At 44.7% G+C, this 18,502-nt stretch carries 20 protein-coding genes; 18 read left to right on the forward strand and 2 right to left on the reverse strand.

The window, feature by feature from the left end; all coding sequences use genetic code 11:
* Nucleotides 1–290: 290 nt before the first annotated feature.
* Nucleotides 291–1,640: an IS4 family transposase gene (locus KZE55_RS02365; RefSeq protein ID WP_222257956.1), complete on the forward strand. Its 1,350-nt coding sequence runs from the start codon at nucleotides 291–293 to the stop codon at nucleotides 1,638–1,640.
* Nucleotides 1,641–1,722: 82 nt separating this feature from the next.
* Nucleotides 1,723–3,420 carry an IS1182 family transposase gene (locus tag KZE55_RS02370; protein ID WP_463674777.1) on the forward strand — a complete coding sequence of 566 codons (1,698 nt, stop codon included), beginning with the start codon at nucleotides 1,723–1,725 and terminating at the stop codon, nucleotides 3,418–3,420.
* Nucleotides 3,421–3,423: 3 nt separating this feature from the next.
* Here KZE55_RS02370 and rpiA read toward each other — a convergent pair whose 3' ends face one another.
* Nucleotides 3,424–4,107, reverse strand: a complete 684-nt coding sequence (rpiA, locus tag KZE55_RS02375; RefSeq protein ID WP_047769172.1) for a ribose-5-phosphate isomerase RpiA — start codon at nucleotides 4,105–4,107, stop codon at nucleotides 3,424–3,426.
* A gap of 14 nt (nucleotides 4,108–4,121) precedes the next feature.
* On the reverse strand, nucleotides 4,122–4,412 hold the full coding sequence (locus KZE55_RS02380; RefSeq protein WP_222258961.1) for a GNAT family N-acetyltransferase: 291 nt from the start codon (nucleotides 4,410–4,412) through the stop codon (nucleotides 4,122–4,124).
* 127 nt (nucleotides 4,413–4,539) lie between these two features.
* On the opposite strand from KZE55_RS02380, the gene KZE55_RS02385 reads away from it, so the two are divergent.
* The 16 genes from KZE55_RS02385 to KZE55_RS10215 all read left to right on the forward strand — a co-directional run bounded on the left by KZE55_RS02385 (nucleotide 4,540) and on the right by KZE55_RS10215 (nucleotide 18,495).
* The gene (locus tag KZE55_RS02385) at nucleotides 4,540–5,076 is read left to right on the forward strand and encodes a dCTP deaminase/dUTPase family protein (RefSeq protein ID WP_222258963.1); all 537 of its coding nucleotides are present in this window, start codon (nucleotides 4,540–4,542) and stop codon (nucleotides 5,074–5,076) included.
* Between the two features lie 12 nt (nucleotides 5,077–5,088).
* Nucleotides 5,089–6,465: a DNA repair protein RadA gene (radA, locus tag KZE55_RS02390; protein ID WP_222258965.1), complete on the forward strand. Its 1,377-nt coding sequence runs from the start codon at nucleotides 5,089–5,091 to the stop codon at nucleotides 6,463–6,465.
* Nucleotides 6,466–6,488: 23 nt separating this feature from the next.
* Nucleotides 6,489–7,658, forward strand: coding sequence for a PIN/TRAM domain-containing protein (locus KZE55_RS02395; RefSeq protein WP_222258967.1), 1,170 nt, complete (start codon nucleotides 6,489–6,491; stop codon nucleotides 7,656–7,658).
* A 387-nt stretch (nucleotides 7,659–8,045) separates the two neighbouring features.
* Nucleotides 8,046–9,458, forward strand: a complete 1,413-nt coding sequence (cysS, locus tag KZE55_RS02400) for a cysteine--tRNA ligase (RefSeq protein WP_222258969.1) — start codon at nucleotides 8,046–8,048, stop codon at nucleotides 9,456–9,458.
* 12 nt (nucleotides 9,459–9,470) lie between these two features.
* Nucleotides 9,471–9,884, forward strand: coding sequence for a Mini-ribonuclease 3 (locus KZE55_RS02405; protein ID WP_222258971.1), 414 nt, complete (start codon nucleotides 9,471–9,473; stop codon nucleotides 9,882–9,884).
* Nucleotides 9,874–10,623, forward strand: a complete 750-nt coding sequence (gene rlmB, locus KZE55_RS02410; RefSeq protein ID WP_222258973.1) for a 23S rRNA (guanosine(2251)-2'-O)-methyltransferase RlmB — start codon at nucleotides 9,874–9,876, stop codon at nucleotides 10,621–10,623. The genes KZE55_RS02405 and rlmB overlap by 11 nt, the downstream gene beginning before the upstream one ends.
* A gap of 373 nt (nucleotides 10,624–10,996) precedes the next feature.
* Entirely contained in the window at nucleotides 10,997–11,560 is a 564-nt protein-coding gene (locus KZE55_RS02415) for an RNA polymerase sigma factor (protein ID WP_222258975.1), read from the forward strand.
* A gap of 68 nt (nucleotides 11,561–11,628) precedes the next feature.
* On the forward strand, nucleotides 11,629–11,778 hold the full coding sequence (gene rpmG, locus KZE55_RS02420; protein ID WP_082126068.1) for a 50S ribosomal protein L33: 150 nt from the start codon (nucleotides 11,629–11,631) through the stop codon (nucleotides 11,776–11,778).
* Between the two features lie 12 nt (nucleotides 11,779–11,790).
* On the forward strand, nucleotides 11,791–11,967 hold the full coding sequence (secE, locus tag KZE55_RS02425; protein ID WP_222258977.1) for a preprotein translocase subunit SecE: 177 nt from the start codon (nucleotides 11,791–11,793) through the stop codon (nucleotides 11,965–11,967).
* A 110-nt stretch (nucleotides 11,968–12,077) separates the two neighbouring features.
* Nucleotides 12,078–12,623: a transcription termination/antitermination protein NusG gene (gene nusG, locus KZE55_RS02430; RefSeq protein ID WP_222258979.1), complete on the forward strand. Its 546-nt coding sequence runs from the start codon at nucleotides 12,078–12,080 to the stop codon at nucleotides 12,621–12,623.
* Nucleotides 12,624–12,746: 123 nt separating this feature from the next.
* Nucleotides 12,747–13,172, forward strand: coding sequence for a 50S ribosomal protein L11 (gene rplK / locus KZE55_RS02435; protein ID WP_222258981.1), 426 nt, complete (start codon nucleotides 12,747–12,749; stop codon nucleotides 13,170–13,172).
* Between the two features lie 94 nt (nucleotides 13,173–13,266).
* On the forward strand, nucleotides 13,267–13,959 hold the full coding sequence (rplA, locus tag KZE55_RS02440) for a 50S ribosomal protein L1 (protein ID WP_222258983.1): 693 nt from the start codon (nucleotides 13,267–13,269) through the stop codon (nucleotides 13,957–13,959).
* A gap of 166 nt (nucleotides 13,960–14,125) precedes the next feature.
* The gene (locus KZE55_RS02445) at nucleotides 14,126–15,049 is read left to right on the forward strand and encodes an IS30 family transposase (protein WP_222258985.1); all 924 of its coding nucleotides are present in this window, start codon (nucleotides 14,126–14,128) and stop codon (nucleotides 15,047–15,049) included.
* 239 nt (nucleotides 15,050–15,288) lie between these two features.
* Complete coding sequence (locus KZE55_RS02450) at nucleotides 15,289–16,482, forward strand: aminotransferase-like domain-containing protein (protein ID WP_222258987.1); 1,194 nt, start codon at nucleotides 15,289–15,291, stop codon at nucleotides 16,480–16,482.
* A 721-nt stretch (nucleotides 16,483–17,203) separates the two neighbouring features.
* On the forward strand, nucleotides 17,204–17,848 hold the full coding sequence (locus tag KZE55_RS10210) for a glycosyltransferase (protein ID WP_261313288.1): 645 nt from the start codon (nucleotides 17,204–17,206) through the stop codon (nucleotides 17,846–17,848).
* The gene (locus KZE55_RS10215; protein WP_261313289.1) at nucleotides 17,824–18,495 is read left to right on the forward strand and encodes a glycosyltransferase family 2 protein; all 672 of its coding nucleotides are present in this window, start codon (nucleotides 17,824–17,826) and stop codon (nucleotides 18,493–18,495) included. The genes KZE55_RS10210 and KZE55_RS10215 overlap by 25 nt, the downstream gene beginning before the upstream one ends.
* Nucleotides 18,496–18,502: the final 7 nt, after the last annotated feature.

Raw genomic sequence — 18,502 nt, forward strand, 5'->3', positions numbered from 1 at the left:
GCACAGGATGATTAACAACAGCAGCTAGTGGACCACGGATGAATTGAATTTGTAATTTTTAACATTGGGACCACTCCTTTTTTACTTGATACTTATTTATTGTTAGCAATATTCTAACCTGGTTAGCATGGGAAGTCAATCAATATCTATTTGTGATCTGAAACTTGAAAGCCCTGAATTGCAATGAAATCATTGTGGTTCAGGGCTTTTGGACGAAAAAAATAAAAAACGCAAGAACTCTTACGCTATACTTTAAGTGTCAAAATCAAAGTAGAAAAGAGTCTTGCGCTATGCAAATTATAAACCATTTCAGTACTGAAAACGATTCTCAAAACATTATTTCTCACTTCTTAAGCCTAATTGGTCTAGCTAAGCTAACTCACAGGGTGAATTTTAAGCGTCACTCATTATGTTCATTGAAAATGATCGTAGCTTGGTTAATGACAGCTCATTTTGAGCGTCTTTCGATCAATCGTGCTCATCCAGATTGCCATTTTACCCCAAGAACGGCACGGAATGTTTTGAATGATGGCCGTATTAACTGGCAGAAATTAGTCTGTTTAGTAGCGATTCAATTAATTCGCATCTTAACCCCGTTTATTGATGGTCGACGTCGTTTGGCATTAGTGCTTGATGATACTCTGTTAGCACGTCGTTGGTCCCAAAAGACTGAATTATTAGCCAAGACCTATGACCACGATAAGCACGAGTATGTAAATGGTTACCGTGGCTTAACTCTCGGTTGGAGTGATGGTAATACTTTTTTGCCTATTAATTTTGCTTTAATGTCAACTCACCAGCCTGCTAATCTGATTGGATGCTTAGCGCAGATTACTGACCAACGTCAAATTGCCGGTCAAAGAAGGGCTCAAGCTCAACGCCCAATGAACCAAGTGGCTCTAGAATTGATTAGACAAGCGCAAACACTAGGCGTGTCAGCTAAATACGTCCTTTTTGATTCTTGGTACAGTTCGCCGAAGATGTTTTGGCAACTCGCTCAGCTTCAGCTTTTTGGTGTGGGTATGCTCAAACGCAGCGCAAAAGTCTATTATCGATATCGTGGTCGTCACTATAGCATTAAGGGTCTTTATCAACGTTTAGCAGCTTCTAAAATGAATTGTCGGCATCACTATCTTTACAGCAGTGTCATTCAAGCCCAATATCATGGCCATCAGTTTCCGCTAAAAGTGGTTTTTGTATCCAAAAAGGGGCACCGTCAGGACTACCTAGTTTTAGCGACCACTAACTTAGCTATGCGGCCAGAAGAAATCATTCAATTGTACGGACGCCGCTGGCAAATTGAGACCTATTTCAAAGCTGCTAAGCAGTATTTAGCTCTTAATCGATCACAAATTCAAAGTTACGACGGTCAATGTGGTTATATTGCCGTCACCATGATTACTTATGACTTATTGGCTTGGCAAGAACGACTTAATACTGATGATCGCACAATTGGTGGACTCTTTTACATTATGAATCAAGCACTGCCAGATATTCGTTTTATGGACGCATTGGTCTACTTATTTCATGAACTGGGTCGAGCTGAGCTCAGCCTAACTGATCACATTGATGACATCATTAATCGATTCATAGCTCAGTTGCCAATAACGATCCAAAAAGCATTGAATACTGGCATCTAAAAGTCTAATTTAGGCTGAGAAAAGCCGAAGCTGACGCAGCTCCGGCTAGTTTTCGTGCTTTCAAGTTTCAGATACAAAAACATTGGAACCTGATTATAACATGAATCAACTTAGTTTGAACATACCTACTGCTTATGAACCTGAGTTAAATCATCCAGCACGTTATATTAATCGGCTGGTTGAAAGCTTAGCGCTGCGGCGACCCAATATTATGGGTCGACCAAGAGAGTATGATCCACGAATGCTGTTAAAGTTAGTTTTACTGGCTTACAGCTATGGCATCATTTCCTCTAGGAAAATTGAACGCTTTGCTCGTGAAAACATTGTTGCGATGTGGTTGACTCAAGAACAGCGTCCAACCTACCGCACCATTGCTCGCTTCATTGTCTCCCAAGAATTGGAAGATATGATTCAGAGTAGTTTCAAGGAATTTCATGACTATTTAAAGGCTCAGGGAATGATCGATGAGGCTTCATTCATTGATGGCACTAAGATTTTAGCTAACGCAAATAAGTTTTCCTTTGTTTGGAAGAAACGCACCATTAAGTATCGCGAATTAAACGTTGAAAAGGCTCAAAAACTAATTCGTGAAATTAAGCAAGCAGAAGTTAAGATTGATGTTGATGAAGATAGCTTTGACATTGATCAACTTGATACGATTATTGCCTTACTTGAACAACGGATTGAAGAGTTAAACCAACGGGTGGCCGAAACCGCAAAGGTTTCGCCCAATCCGGTCAAGCAGGAACGACGTCATGCCAAAAAGTATCTCCATGCTTTAGACCATTGTCGTCAAAAGCATCTTGAATACCAAGCCCAATCGCAGATTGCTGGCCAACGTAATAGCTATTCCAAAACCGATCATGACGCTACTTTTATGCGTTTAAAGGAAGATCCGATGCGTAATGGTCAAACAAAGCCAGCGTATAATCTTCAAATTATGACTAGCTCACAGTACGTGCTGGGTTATGAACTCATGCAGAACCCAACCGATACTAGAACCTTAATCCCATTCTTATCTCATCTCGCCCAGAACGAAGTTTTGGGGCGAGAAATTGTTGCCGATGCTGGTTACGGATCAGAACGCAATTATAAGTATATCGAAGATGAGCTATTTGATTGTACAGCTTTAATTCCTTACAGCACCATGATTAAAGAGAATAGCCGTAAGTGGCGTTCTGATGATCGAAAAGTAATGAACTGGGAATATCATGAGGCTGATGACTTTTATGTAAACCCACAGGGCGTCCGATTCAACTTTAAACGATACGCATACCGAAATGATAAATACAAATTCCGTCGTGATTTCAAAGTATATCAAGCAGAGAAGTATGATGAGAATCATCAAATTATTTCTCAGGCATTAACACCACATGGGAACACTAAGTACCTTGTGGTGAACCCACAGTGGGAATATTTTAAGTCGAAAGCTCGCGAGTCGCTTTCAAATTCCAACACTTACTCCCGTCGTAAGTACGATGTAGAGACTGTTTTTGGTAACTTGAAGGCTTATTTGGGTTTTAAAAGATTCACAGTACGTGGTCTTAAGAAAGCCAAAAGACAAATTGGGATTGCTTTAATGGCATTAAACATGAAGAAAATGGCCGGAAGGCCGCTCATTTTCTCAAAATATTCAGATAATCAAAAAGCTCCATTCAGAATTTTTGTTAAATTCCGAATGGAGCTTCTGATTCAGAGGCTTTTGTCACAACCCCTTTGCCCGTTTTCAAAAAAGCGCCACGCGTTAGGAAGACCTAATCGCGAGGCGCATTTAAATTAGTTGTTAGCGGGCATGTAAAATCTTCGGGCCGTTCTGTGTACCAACAATCACGTCGTTGACCCGGTTCAAGAAGAGACCGCTCTCAACGACGCCCACCATGTGGATCAGCTCATCGGCAAGTTGGGCCGGATGGTCAATTTTGCCCAGGTGGAGGTCAATGATGTAGTTCTTTTCGTCAGTCAAGAACTTGTTGCTGCCGTCCATCCGCCAGCTCGGCTTGTAGCCCTTCTTTTCCAGACGGTTGAAGACTAGCTGGGCACCGAACGGGATTACCTCAATTGGTAGCGGGAATTTCCCTAGCTGGTGGACCAACTTGCTTTCGTCGACAATCCAGATGATCTTGTCGGAAGCATTGGCAACGATCTTTTCCCAGAGGAGGGCACCGCCACCACCCTTGATTCCTTGGAAGTCGTCGCTAACTTCATCGGCCCCGTCAATACAGAGGTCGATATGGTCAACGTCGTCAATGTCCTTAATGGTGATTCCCAGATCCTTGGCCTGCTTGGCGGTCCGGCTGGAGGTCGTGACCCCGGTAATGCCGGTTAATTCCCCGGCTTGGACCCGCTTGCCAAGTTCGTCAACCATGTAACGGACGGTTGACCCGGTCCCTAGGCCGACAATCATTCCTGACTTAATGTAGTTAACCGATTCCTGGCCGGTTTGGGCCTTTAATTCGTCTTGATTCATTTTCGTAAATCCTCCTAAATTGTGCGGTCATCCGGTGATAATAGCTTTTGGTATTCGGGATGACGACGAAACTCCGCCTTTGCAAAGGGACACATTAGTTTTACCGTTAACTGGTGCTCACTTGCGTAGTCCACGAAATGGCGCACGAGCTCGTTGGCAATCCCCTGTCCACGAAAGTCGGGGTGGACAAAGACCCGTTCGACCACGACCCGGTCGTCAGCAACGGCTGGAAAGCTCAGTTCACCAATCAGGGGGTGAAACTGGTCCTTGGCGATGAGTTTATTTCCATCAACAACAAATTCCATCACTATCACATCCATTCAAATTTAATTTTCAATAAAGTCAGGCGAAAAGTCAAGCTAACCAATACCATTGGCAACCAATCTATCCTATAATATTACAATAGTGATTTATTAATGAGGTGAAATAACTGTGAAACGCGGATTTAAAATCGTGTCGACAAAGGCCGGTAATGGTTTATCCCTCCCTAAGCGGCAGACTGCAAAGGCAGCTGGTTATGACTTTGCTGCTTCCGAGGACTTTACCCTCCCTTCAATCTGGAAGGGGCACTTTTTAAAGGTTCTCTGGGCGCTTTTTAAGCAAGAGAAGGTCACCAACGAGGATTTTCAAAGTGCGGACGCTTGTTTAAAACCGTATTTAGTACCTACAGGGGTCAAAGCCTACATGCAGGATAATGAATTCCTCCTGTTGGCCAACCGCTCGAGTGGCCCTTTAAAACGGCGGCTGATTTTACCCAACGGGATTGGAATCGTCGACGCGGATTATTATGATAACGACAGTAACGAGGGGGAAATTTTCTTTCAGCTGATTAATTTTGGCCTGCGCGACTACCATATCAAGAAGGGCGAACGGATTGGCCAGGGAATCTTTATGCCATTCCTCTTGGCCGATGGTGAGACGGCACCACACGCTCAACGGACCGGTGGATTTGGCTCAACTAAAAAGTAAGGAGGAGAGAAATTGACAAAGGTAAGGACACAGTACGTTTGTCAAAACTGCGGGTACAGTTCCCCCCGCTATCTAGGCCGGTGCCCCAACTGTGGTCAATGGAATTCTTTAGTTGAGGAACAGGTTCAAACAAAATCGCCGACTAATAAGGCGCGGCCGACAACCACCTTAACCGGCCTCGTTGCCAAGCCACAAAAGATTAATGAGATTAACAGCAAGGAAACACCGCGGGTCAAGACCAAGTTAAACGAACTTAACCGGGTCTTAGGGGGCGGAATTGTCCCTGGCTCGTTAATCCTGATTGGTGGGGATCCGGGAATAGGAAAGTCGACCCTATTACTGCAGGTGTCTGGCCAGCTCAGTGATGAGGGGCACCGGGTTCTCTATGTTTCCGGAGAGGAAAGTGGTACGCAGATCAAAATGCGGGCAGAACGTCTTGGGGTTGCTGGAGATGAGTTCTATGTTTATCCGGAGACGAACATGGACAGCATTAAGGACACTATCCGTGAGATTAAGCCGTCCTACGTGGTTATCGATTCTGTCCAGACCATGCAGGCAACGGATGTGACGTCAGCTATCGGGAGTGTCTCCCAGATTCGGGAGGTTACCGCCCAGTTGATGCAGATTGCCAAGAGTAATAACATCACAATCTTTGTGGTTGGTCATGTTACCAAAGGGGGCGCCCTGGCTGGGCCGAAAATTCTGGAACACATGGTAGACACGGTTCTCTACTTTGAAGGGGACCTCCACCATACCTACCGGATCTTGCGGTCAGTTAAGAATCGATTCGGCTCGACAAATGAACTGGGAATCTTTGAAATGCATACCAACGGACTGACAGAGGTCAAAAATCCTTCCGAGATTTTTCTGGAGGAGCGCCTGGCCGATGCCACTGGATCGGCCGTGGTGGTTTCTTTAGAGGGAACCCGGCCAATCCTGGTCGAAATTCAGGCCCTAGTGACGCCAACGGTTTATGGAAATGCCCAGCGAACTGCTACCGGTTTGAGTAGGAACAGGGTATCATTAATAATGGCCGTTTTGGAAAAGCGCGCCAACCTGATGCTGCAAAACCAGGATGCTTACCTAAAGGCTGCTGGTGGGGTTAAGCTGGACGAGCCGGCAATTGACTTAGCAATTGCCGTTAGTATCGCCTCAAGTTACCGTGACAAGGGAACCCGGCCGGCAGATGCCTTTGTTGGCGAAGTCGGCTTGACCGGTGAAATCCGGCGGGTTAACCGAATCGAACAACGGGTTGCCGAGGCGCAAAAGCTCGGCTTTCAACGGATTTTTGTCCCGAAGAATAATCTGAAGGGGTGGGCCCCGCCTTCAGGAATTGAGGTCATCGGTGTTGGGACCCTGCGCGAGGCCTTGCGGATGGCCCTCGGCTAGAAAAAAGCAAAGGAGGAATGCTAATGCTTAAACGAATTATTCGTTTACTCTATATTTTAGTAGGGGCTGCAGTGGGCTTTTATTACCTACCGACACTGTGGGACTTGTTTAAGCTGCACATCTATAATCCACTGTTGGTATTCTTAGATGTTTTAATTGGTGCAATTATTTTCTGGTTATTATCTTTAGCACTTATGAAACCAACGGTCAGCGTTATTCACCGGGTTGAACAAGACTTGACAAGCAAGAGTCCCCTATATATTTTCTTTGGTGCCCTATTGACAATCCTAGGTTTAGTCATCGCGGTCTTGGTATCGATCCCTTTGTGGCGGACTAAGATTCCGGTGGTTAATAATATCCTGCCAATCTTATTAATGGTCGTTTTCAGTTACTATGGCTTTAAGATCGGGACCACCCGCCTGGATGACTGGAAGGATCTTACTTTGGTCAAGCGGGGCAAGGACAGTAAAAATGAGGTTCTGGAGCGTCAGGATGATAACTACCACCACTATAAAATCCTGGATACTAATATCCTGATTGATGGACGAATCTATGACCTCGTCAAGACCGGCTTTCTGGAAGGAACCTTGCTAGTTCCTAATTTTGTGCTCTATGAGTTACAATACATCGCAGATTCGGGTGAGAGCATCAAGCGGGTTCGGGGCCGGCGGGGCCTAGACATCCTTAATAAGTTACGGAGTGAAAAGATCGTCCCAATTGAGATGTATGATGGTGATTTTGAGGATATCCCAGAGGTCGATAGTAAGCTGATTGCTCTTGCCAAGAAGGTGGACGGGGTAATTGTGACGAATGACTATAACCTCAATAAAGTTATCCAGTTCCAAAACGTAGATGTTTTAAACATCAATAACCTGGCCAAGTCATTGCGGCCACGAGTTATTCCTGGCGAAACCTTGAAAGTGGTTGTCATCAAGAAGGGGACCGAGCGCCAGCAGGGGGTTGCCTACCTTGATGACGGCACAATGGTGGTTGTCGAAGACGGTCGCTTCTTTATGAACAAGCCGATTGAAGTCGAAGTTACCAGTGCCTTACAGACTGATGCTGGTCGGATGATTTTTGCCCGGCCCCTCCATTCGCAGCGGGGAATTGATGAACAACACGACAGTGGTTTGCCTTCAAAAGAAAACTCTAAAGATAAAACTGAGCCCAAGAAAGGCAAGGGACACAAGTAAATACAAATGGAAAGGGCCCCGGGTGTTTTGAAGATTCAAGATGCCCGGGGCCCGATGGTTTAAACAAAAAAAGAGATAGCTTGGGAATGCTATCTCGTTAGGGAGTATATGATAACCTTGGGGGAGATTATCATAAGTAATTATTTTTTCGTTACTATTGGGAGGAGTAATTGAAAAATAATAGGTTTCATTGATGTAAAAAGCTTTTAACTTTCTACGCTTTTTATACTAACAATAGAATGTGAAGAAAGTATGACCAAACGATTAAATATTCTTTAGCGGGGTTAAAAGCATTCTCTTGGCGATAACGGCCGCGCCACGAAAGGGAATGTGTTAAAATTATTGAGAAGAAATTTTACATTATTGAACGGATGGGAGTAGGTTAAAATGCTAACAATTTACAATACCTTGACACGGAAGAAAGAAATATTTAAGCCCCTACACGCGGGGATTGTTAACATGTATGTCTGTGGTCCCACCGTTTATAACTACATTCATATTGGTAATGCGCGGAGTGCAATTGCCTTTGACACCGTCCGGCGGTACTTGGAGTTCAAGGGCTACCAAGTCAACTATGTTTCTAACTTTACGGACGTTGATGACAAGATGATTAAAGCGGCTCACGAGCAGGGAATTACCGTTCCCCAGCTGGCGGATAAGTATATCAAGGCTTTTATGGAGGACACTACGGCAATCAATATTGAACCGGCGACGAGCCACCCCCGGGCAACCGAACATATCCCGGAGATCATTAACTTTGTTCAGCGTTTAATTGATAAGGGCTACGCATACGCAAAGGACGGGGATGTCTACTACCGGGCCCGTAAGTTTGCTCACTATGGTGAATTATCGGGACAATCGATTGATGACTTGGAAGTTGGTGCGAGTGAACACGTTAGTGCCGACGAGGTCAACAAAAAAGAGGACCCAATGGACTTTGCCCTTTGGAAGGCGGCTAAACCGGGAGAAATTTCCTGGGATTCACCATGGGGAAAGGGACGGCCCGGCTGGCATATTGAGTGCTCAGTGATGTCCACCAAGTACCTCGGTGACACCCTTGATATCCATGCCGGGGGCCAGGATCTGGAGTTTCCTCACCATGAGAACGAAATTGCCCAGAGCGAAGCGGCAACCGGGCATAAGTTTGTTCGTTACTGGATGCATAACGGATTTGTAACGATTGGCAAGGACAACGAGAAGATGAGTAAGTCCCTTCACAACTTCATTACGGTCCACGACATCATTAAAACGGTTGACCCGCAAGTACTGCGTTTCTTCATGGCCACCACCCAGTACCGACGGCCAATCCAGTACAGCGAAGCCAACCTTACGGATGCTAAGAACAACCTCGCACATATCCAAACCGCCTTCGACAACCTGAAGTACCGGGAAAAGGATGCCCAGGACGGTGATGATGCTGGCGTCCAAAAGCAAGTAACCGCGTATACAAACCGTTTCATTGACGCAATGGACGACGATATCAACGTTCAAAACGGGATTGCGGTGGTTTATGAGCTAGTGAAGGCCGCCAACACCTATGCTCAACAGGCAACTGTCTATCGCGGCGGCTTGAAAGAGTTTGAAGCTGCAATGGTAAAGCTAGTCAGCATTTTTGGTATCAAGCTGGTGGCAACGGACAACGAAATTGATGACGAAAAGATCAAGGCGCTGATTGAGGAGCGGAACCAAGCGCGGAAGAACAAGAACTTTGCCCGGAGTGATCAGATTCGTGATGACCTGAAGAAGCAAGGGATTATTCTTGAAGATACCCCGCAGGGAACTCGTTATAAGAAGGAGTAGCAAAAGAGAGCAATGGAAAAAGCAAATTATCAGCAATTAAACGGAATTGCCCTGGCTTACTTGGGGGATGCCGTTTATGAAGTATTTATTCGCCAGCACCTATTAAGTAAGGGGCTTAGTAAGCCGACAAAGTTGCAGCACTTAGCAACCCACTACGTTTCTGCCAAAGCTCAGGCGGCTTTAATTGACTTGATGAAGGCCGACCAGCTTTTAAACGATGAGGAATGGGCCTACTTTAAACGGGGGCGGAATGCTAACAGCCACACCCATGCCAAGCACACTTCGGTCCTCACCTACCGGATTTCAACTGGCTTTGAGGCTTTGATGGGCTACCTGCAGCTTTCGGGGCAACAGGATCGGTTAGCAGAACTTGCTGAATGGTGTATTAAACAAGTCGAGAAGGGACGGACTAAGCATGAAGACTGAGCATACTGATTTTATTATTGGTCGGCACCCGGCGGTAATGGCGCTAAAGTCAGACCAGGAGATTAATAAGGTCTTCATCCAATCTGGCCTTAAGGCAGACGCCATTGCCCAGATTATTAAGTTAGCAAAGGGAAAGCGGTTGGTGATCTCAAACGTGCCCAAGACCAAGCTGGACCAAATGACTGATCACCAGAACCACCAGGGAGTAGCCCTAGCTGTCGCTGCCTACCACTACGCTAGCATCGACGACCTCTTTGCCAACGCTGAAAAGAAGGGGGAAGATCCCTTCTTCCTAATTCTGGATGAGTTGGAGGACCCCCACAATTTGGGTTCGATTATTCGGACAGCAGATGCGGCAGGAGTTCATGGAATTATTATTCCCCGGCGGCGGGCGGTCGGCCTGACCTCCGTGGTGGCCAAGACGTCCACGGGGGCTATTGAACACGTTCCGGTTGCCCGGGTGACTAACCTGGTGCAGACCGCTAAAGAACTCCAGTCGCGTGGTGTCTGGTTGTTTGGAACTGATATGCGTGGTAAGGACTACCGGACCTGGGATGCGCACGGTGCGGTGGCCCTTGTGATTGGAAACGAAGGGAAGGGAATCTCGTCTCTGTTAAAAAAGGCCTGTGACGAGATGCTAACGATTCCAATGATTGGTCACGTTCAAAGCCTAAACGCCAGTGTGGCGGCCAGTCTCCTGATCTATCAGGGCTTCAACTCCCGCCACCCATTAGAATAAATTAAAGACAAACTCTAGTGATCACTGCTAAAGTTTGTCTTTTTAAATCCCTTATTTATTTATCATTGCCTTATCTCATGTAAGGGCTTTCATATTTTCTACTCAGTGTAGTAACGCCTTTTTCTCTTACGGGGTGGACAAAGTGGCTGTTAGCGTTCGATCGCGTGTTTTTTAAAGGTAGACTATTTATTGTTTCACCCTAGCTGCTTTGTTAAATTAGCAACAGACACGTGGATTTTAATTGGAAAAGTTAATTGGGACATTTCTAAGCCCAATGATGGGGAAGGTAAATACCATTGTTAGGTAACTACCGGCAATTATGTCAGGAGTTAAAATCGTGACGGGTTAATTAAATCTTTAGGGAGTTTTATCGATGCGTTTGGATGAAGAAAAACGGGATTGGATCAAGCCTTGTACAAGCCTGAACGATAAGGAGTTTATCCTCCTTTTTCGCCAGTACCGGCCCTTAGTTCGGCGGATATGGCAACACTATTATGTGCCGGGCTTGGAATTAGCCGACTGGGAGCAGGAAGCACAACTAGTGTTGATTAAGGTTATTCGTTCCTATACCGGAACAAATAATCGCCAGTTTGGGGGCTTTTATAAGCAGAGCCTGGTCAACAAAATTTTGGACCTTTACCGGGCGCGGCAAGCACGTAAAAGAATTCCGGCGGGAAAGGTGGCCCCATTAAAAGATGACTTCGCGGAAATCCTGAACGACCCCCACCAGGTCCAACCGGAAGACACCATTTATTGTCACTACTGCATTCGCAAATTGATGCAGTCCTGTTCAGCATTCGAACGAACTGTCTTAATCAGTTATCAGAAGGGGTATTCGACAAACGAGCTGGCGGCCGTACTTAATTGCAGCAAGCGGCAAGTACAAAGCGCAATGAGTCGCAGCCGTCAGAAACTAATTCACATCCTAAAACGCTAGTTGACTGCCATTCGCTTGCTTTCTACTGGCAATTCGTGATAATCTATTTCCTGTGTGGAGGTGTTAGTATGGCACAGAAGAAAGTGGCCTTAGAATGTACCAAATGTGGTGCACGAAACTATACGATTACTGCTAACCCTCAGCGTCAAGAGCGCTTAGAATTACGAAAATTCTGTAAACATTGCGGGGAATATACACTTCACCGCGAGAGTAAATAGGTGGAGGCAAATATGTACTTAATTCGTTTTATTAAAAGTGTTAACCATGAAATGAAACTAGTCGTTTGGCCAACGGCACGGGAGAACCGGCGTGATACGACGATTGTTATCTCGCTGACCCTCTTTTTCGTCCTGTTCTTTGCCCTGTTCGACTGGTTGATTCAAATGTTTATGAAACTGTTTGTTTAACAGGTAGTGGTAAAACAAGCAGTGGTCTGTTATACTAGCTGTGTTGAACTTCGTAGATTTGCGAAGTTTTTTATTTTGGCAAAATTTTAAATTAAAGAGGAGGATTCATCGTGGAATCACATGAAAAACGCTGGTATGTGCTCCATACCTATGCCGGATACGAAAACCGGGTCAAGAGCAACTTGGAATCACGGGCCCAATCAATGGGTATGCAAGACTACATTTTCCGGGTAGTCGTTGCCGAAGAGACCGTTCGTGAAGTCAAGGACGGCAAGGCTAAAGAAGTTGTCGAAAATACCTTCCCGGGTTACGTCCTGGTTGAAATGATCATGACGGATCAAGCATGGTACATTGCGCGGAACACACCTGGTGTTACTGGGTTCCTTGGTTCTCACGGTGGGGGCTCAAAGCCAACACCATTACTGCCAGAAGAGGTTGAACGAATCATGAAGCGGATGGGCGCCGACATTACCGTTAGTGACATCGACGTTAAGGAAGGCGACACTGTTAAGGTAATCGCCGGACCGTTTGCTGACCTGACGGGAAAGGTAACGGAAGTTGACCACGAAAAGCAAAAACTGAAGGTCAACGTTAAGATGTTTGGCCGGGAAACTTCGGCTGAACTGGGCTTTGACCAGATCGATACAGTCGAATAATTAATAATTGATTACTCATTATAATTGTGGTATTTTATTAAGGTATGCTATTGAACATACTGTGGGAGAGGTAAATTTTCTGCCTCATCATGACCACAACACGGACTAAGGAGGTTTTGTCTCGTGGCAAAGAAAGTAGCTAACGTTGTCAAGTTGCAAATTCCTGCCGGTGCAGCAACACCAGCTCCACCAGTAGGTCCTGCACTTGGACAAGCAGGTATTAACATCATGGGCTTCACTAAGGAATTCAACGCCCGGACGGCTGACCAGAAGGGTATGCTGATCCCAGTTGTAATTACTGTTTATGAAGACCGTTCATTTGACTTCATTACTAAGACGCCACCTGCTGCTGTCTTACTGAAAAAGGCCGCTGGTGTTGAACACGGTTCCGGTGAACCTAACACGAAGAAGGTTGCTAAGGTAACCAAGGATCAAGTTAAGAAGATTGCCGAAACTAAGATGCAAGATCTAAACGCAGCTGACGTTGAAGCAGCTATGCGCATGATTGAAGGTACTGCACGCAGCATGGGCTTCACTGTTGAAGACTAGTTGCTAAGTAGTCCGGACACCCTATTAAAGTAGTGTGTCTTTGTGGGAGGTATTAACTCCGCTAGACCACATTTGCAAGGAGGAAAAACACAAGATGGCTAAGAATCGTGGTAAGAAGTACCAAGATGCGCTTAAAAAGGTTGACAGCAAGAAGGAATATGCAGTCAACGACGCAGTTCAATTAGTGAAAGACATTGACTTTGCTAACTTTGACTCAACTGTTGAAGTTGCATTTAACTTAAACGTAGACACTAAGCAAGCTGACCAACAATTACGTGGTGCCGTTGTTTTACCAAACGGTACTGGTAAGGACCAAACCGTTATCGTATTTGCCGAAGGTGACAATGCTAAGGCTGCTGAAGATGCCGGCGCTGACTTTGTTGGCTCTGACGACTTAGTAGAAAAGATTCAAGACGGTTGGCTCGACTTTGACGTGGCCATTGCTACGCCAAACATGATGCCTAAGGTTGGTCGTTTGGGTCGGATCCTGGGACCAAAGGGCTTAATGCCTAACCCAAAGACTGGTACGGTTACAATGGATGTTGCTAAGGCAGTTTCTGACGCCAAGGCTGGCCAAGTTACCTACCGGACTGACCGTGATGGTAACGTTGCTGTACCATTTGGTAAGGTTTCCTTTGATACCGACAAGTTAGTTGAAAATCTGAAGACTTTGGAAGATATCGTGGCTAAGGCGCGTCCTGCTTCGGTACGTGGTACTTACATCAAGCATGCTTCCATCGCTTCGACTTTCGGCCCAAGCGTTACGCTTGATTTGGCTTCATTCTAAATTTAGTCTGAACCTATTAAAAGAGGAAGACAGCGTTCACGATAACGTTGTCTTCTTTTTTAATTGGCAGATTGTAAAATTTAAGTTGAACATTTAAGTGGACAGAAAAAACCCATCAAGGTCTTTAATGGTGTTACCGTACAATCCATTAGAAAGAAGGACCTTGATGAGCACCACTATTTTATCATTCCAGAACCGTGTTGTCATTGAAACGCTTCATAATGAAGGACGTTCCTTGCGATACATCGCTAATTACTTAGGCTTTAGTAAAACCACAGTCTTTAACGAACTTCACCGGCTAAATAGTGAGTACCAGGCTGAGCTAGCGCAAACTGACTTTGAACGCAAGGTTAGTCAACGGGGGCGGAAGTCTTCGCTCACTAAAAGCCTTAAACACTTGATTGAAGAAAAGATTCAAGTCCAGAAGTGGTCCCCTGAACAAGTTGCCCATGTGGTTGGGATTGCCTACAAGACGGTCTATAACTGGATTGATCAAGGATGGCTTGATGTACAGTTGCCCGATTTGCCTGATCATGGAATGCGTCGTCATCGTGCTAAAGAAAAGCGTGGTACGTTCAATCACGGCCGCTCCATTGAGGAGCGTTCTCATAAAGTCAAAACTCGCCAGGAATTCGGCCACTTTGAAGCTGATACCGTACTTTCTGGCAAACGTAAAGGTCAAGCTGTGGCTACTTTTGTGGAGCGTAAGAGTCGCCTGACAATTGTTAAACGGCTCCATGGTCGCGACAGTCAGTCCATGACTCAAGCCGTACTTGAACTAGCTAGTCAACTTCAAGACAAGCTCAAGACGCTTACCGTAGATCATGGTAAAGAGTTCGCTAACTACCAGGCAATTGAGCAGCGAACTGATACTCCGGTTTATTTTGCTCATGCTTATTCACCACATGAACGCGGCAGTAATGAGAACCGTAACCGAGTTTTACAACGCTTTATTCCCAAAGGCCAAGCCATTGAAGAGTTAAGCGATCACAAGCTGATTCAAATTAATTGGTATTTGAATTCCCGGCCACTTAAATGTCTTAATTGGCATACACCAATCGAGATCTTCCTGCTTAATCTACGTCACTAAATTCGTTCAAGTTATTTCTTGCAATCTGCCAATTTTAAAAAATATTCTAATTCTTTTATAATCAAAAGACTGTTAGGCCGGGATCAGGCGGGAAAATAATAATAATTTTAATGACGAAAATCTGCTAAGAGTAAATTAAGTACTTAACAAGCGGATGGTTTTAGTGTATACTACGTGCCAATGACAGTTTTATTAAAAACAAATTAGAACTGTAAAAATATTTTTAAGGAGTGACGACAATGACAAAGTTTAAGTATTCTAAACGAGTTCCAGCAGACGGTACGGATGCGGTGGGGGCTATCCTGAAAGCAGCGGCGGATCCGAAGATTATTTCCTTTGCTGGTGGATTGCCAGCTCCTGAACTTTTCCCCGTCAAGAAAATGCAAGCGGCCGTTGACAAGGTCTTTGAAGAACATGGCCAAGAAGCGATGCAGTACGGGGCCGCTAAGGGGGTTACTGCTCTTCGTGAGTTGATTCTTCAACACGTTAAGGAAAAGGAGGGTGTCACTGGCGTCCTCGATAACGTCTTGGTAACAACTGGTTCAGAACAGGCTTTGGACCTGGTGGGGAAGGCATTCGTTAACACCGGTGATACGGTCTTGGTTGAACAGCCGACCTATCTTTGTGCCCTAGACGTTTTCAAGTCCTATGGTGCCAAGTTCGTGGGTGTGGCCATGGATGAACAGGGGATGAAGATGGATGCCCTTGAGGACGCCCTGAAGGCCCATCCGGAAACTAAACTGATCTATACTGTGCCTAACTTCCAAAACCCAACTGGCCGAACAATGGCCGTTGACCGCCGAAAGAAACTGGCTGAGTTAGCTGCTAAGTATGACGTTTATGTTCTCGAAGACAACCCTTATGGTGAAATTCGCTTTGCCGGGACCCACGTTCCCGCGGTTAAGTCATTTGATGAAACCGGCCATGTCTTTTACATGAGTACCTTTTCCAAGACCCTGGCACCAGGATTCCGCCTTGGTTGGGTAGTTGCCGATGAGGATGTCGTCAACAAACTGACTGTGTTAAAGCAGTCTGCGGACTTACACACCGATAACTTGGCCCAGTATGCAGTTGTTGAATTCTTGAATAATAATGATCTTGACGCGCACGTAAAGAAGATCAGTGACCTTTACGGTAAGCGTAAGCAATTGATGGCGGATGGACTTAAGAAGTACTTCCCGGCTGGCGTTAAGTATACTAACCCAGAAGGCGGGATGTTCCTGTGGGTTGAAGTGCCAGGGGTTGATGATACCGTTGAGCTCTTCAAGGAATGTCTTAAACACAATGTCGCTTTTGTTCCGGGAGATCCGTTCTTTGCGGGTAAGCCACAGCCTGGTGCCTTCCGCTTGAACTATTCAAATGCCAAAGAAGACCAGATCAAGGTCGGAATGAAACAATTAGGTGAAGCACTCCAGGAAACGGTTAATAAGTAGGAATAATAAAAAATCTTCCTAAGAAGAGAAGCCAAGAAAGCCTTTTTGACATGCATTTAACTAGTAACAACGGGTCGTCACTGACTATAATGGCTTGTATCATAACGCTAGTTTGAAATTGGGCTGTGATATTAGACCCAACAGAGGCAAAAGGGTTACAGCACATCCACAAAGAGGACTCTGGTATTTGGACAATCCAAATATCAGAGCCCTCTTTGTACTTTCTAAGGACCGTTAAGATAGAAAATAAGTGGCGGTTTCTGGACGGCTAGCACAGAACGGCAGTTGATGCTGAAAGCATCGTCTTTTGTTCATAGTCTTATTCCGTAATTACGGTACAACATTCGGGAAAATGAAGCTTTTCTCAGTTTCTTTGGCACGATTCCTTTTATTTTATTGATCAATTGCTTAGACAAAAATATAGCAATTATTCCTGGATTAACAGGTATATAATTGCTATCGGCAAAATTTTGGTTAGAGATTGATAATTGGTGATTTGACATTTATATAATTAGTCGATAAACTAGTTGCGAAAATTAGTTATGTGGAGTATGACTTGTAACTTGGGAGAAATTAAGTGATGCTTTCATTACTGAATGCAATTGGGAAGCCGTTGATAGCGGTCGTTCTTCTTATTTTACTGGTGATTATTGGAATAGCGTTAGCGATTAGCTTTGCCTTCTGGATTGCTTTTCGCCATAATTTGAGGAGGTAAGCCACGTTGGTATATTTCTTCACAGGTGTCTGGATGCTTAGTCTCCTTATTTTTTTGATTTATACCTTTATTAGTATTTTCTTTCGGTCATTTTCATATCCAGTAGACTACATTGCATTTGCTGGTAATCAAGTAACAAGCCAGATTGAAAAAGGCCTTCGCTATTTTGTTATTGTTCCATGCTTTAATGAAGAGGCGGTCATCAAGCAGACACTCCAGCATTTGTTACGCTTTACCGAATTTGAAGTGGTTGTAGTTGATGATGCTAGTAGCGATGGTTCAGTGACACAAATTCATCAAATTAAAAATCCCCGTTTACACTTGCTCCAACGTCAATTACCCAATGCCCATACAGGAAAGGGAGATGTATTGAATTTCGCCCTTGATTACATTAGAGAGCAGGTTAAGCAGCAAGCAATTTCACCTGATAAAGCGATTGTTGGTGTGGTTGATGCGGATGCTGAATTGGCATCCAATGCCGCGCAGCGACTAAACGGTTATTTTTCTTCACCAGCTGGCAATATTTGTCAAATGCGGGTAAAAATGTATCCCCATTTTAAATCGGAACTACAGATTCTTCAGGATATCGAATTTTTTAGTATAAACCATATGACACAGATAAGCGGATGTATACCAGAACTGTTGGATTAAGCGGTAATGGACAATTTTTTCGTTTAGGGCCGATTACGGCCAAAATTGGTCCACATCCTTGGGGGAATGCCCTACTAGATGATTATGAATTGACTATTAAGATGCTACTTAAGGGACTGCATGTTGATTATATGACGGAGACATATGTTTACCAAGAAGCACTGTCTTCTTTGAAAAAGTTTATTCGGCAGCGTAGTCGATGGGTTCAAGGAGACCTTAATTGCCTTAAATATTTACCACTGATTATGAGGAGCAGGCGGTTAAAATTGGCACAAAAGGCAGGAATTTATTATTTCCTTTGTCAACCGTGGATTAATATATTAACCGATATTGCAATTATCGTTTTGACGACGTTCAGTTTCTTTCATTTAAGGATGCTATTTGGTAATTTACCTGGCCTAGCTTTGGTGGCATTAGTAGGACTAGTTGCGATTTTTTCATTATTATGGGGAATTGTTTTTAGCTTCTTCTACCGCCATGACCTTCATCACTTTGACGAGCCAACAATATCTTGGTGCCAGTACTTGTTGCTACCATTTGGTGTCTCGTATTTTTACGTTATTCTCTTTTTTAGTATTATCATGGCGTTTTGGCGGTGGATTTTTCACGAGAATACATGGATTAAGACAGAGCACGGAAAAAGCTGATTTTGAA

The organism is Limosilactobacillus panis (assembly GCF_019797825.1).
GTDB lineage: Bacteria > Bacillota > Bacilli > Lactobacillales > Lactobacillaceae > Limosilactobacillus > Limosilactobacillus panis_A.

Bases quoted from the DNA above. Each gene is read 5' to 3' on its own strand.
- rpiA (WP_047769172.1), bottom strand. From the start codon at position 4,107: ATGAATCAAGACGAATTAAAGGCCCAAACCGGCCAGGAATCGGTTAAC.
- secE (WP_222258977.1), top strand. From the start codon at position 11,791: ATGTACTTAATTCGTTTTATTAAAAGTGTTAACCATGAAATGAAACTA.
- KZE55_RS10215 (WP_261313289.1), top strand. From the start codon at position 17,824: ATGTATACCAGAACTGTTGGATTAAGCGGTAATGGACAATTTTTTCGT.
- KZE55_RS02395 (WP_222258967.1), top strand. From the start codon at position 6,489: ATGCTTAAACGAATTATTCGTTTACTCTATATTTTAGTAGGGGCTGCA.
- rlmB (WP_222258973.1), top strand. From the start codon at position 9,874: ATGAAGACTGAGCATACTGATTTTATTATTGGTCGGCACCCGGCGGTA.
- cysS (WP_222258969.1), top strand. From the start codon at position 8,046: ATGCTAACAATTTACAATACCTTGACACGGAAGAAAGAAATATTTAAG.
- KZE55_RS02445 (WP_222258985.1), top strand. From the start codon at position 14,126: ATGAGCACCACTATTTTATCATTCCAGAACCGTGTTGTCATTGAAACG.
- rplA (WP_222258983.1), top strand. From the start codon at position 13,267: ATGGCTAAGAATCGTGGTAAGAAGTACCAAGATGCGCTTAAAAAGGTT.
- rpmG (WP_082126068.1), top strand. From the start codon at position 11,629: ATGGCACAGAAGAAAGTGGCCTTAGAATGTACCAAATGTGGTGCACGA.
- KZE55_RS02365 (WP_222257956.1), top strand. From the start codon at position 291: ATGCAAATTATAAACCATTTCAGTACTGAAAACGATTCTCAAAACATT.
- KZE55_RS02405 (WP_222258971.1), top strand. From the start codon at position 9,471: ATGGAAAAAGCAAATTATCAGCAATTAAACGGAATTGCCCTGGCTTAC.
- KZE55_RS02450 (WP_222258987.1), top strand. From the start codon at position 15,289: ATGACAAAGTTTAAGTATTCTAAACGAGTTCCAGCAGACGGTACGGAT.
- KZE55_RS02415 (WP_222258975.1), top strand. From the start codon at position 10,997: ATGCGTTTGGATGAAGAAAAACGGGATTGGATCAAGCCTTGTACAAGC.
- KZE55_RS02380 (WP_222258961.1), bottom strand. From the start codon at position 4,412: ATGGAATTTGTTGTTGATGGAAATAAACTCATCGCCAAGGACCAGTTT.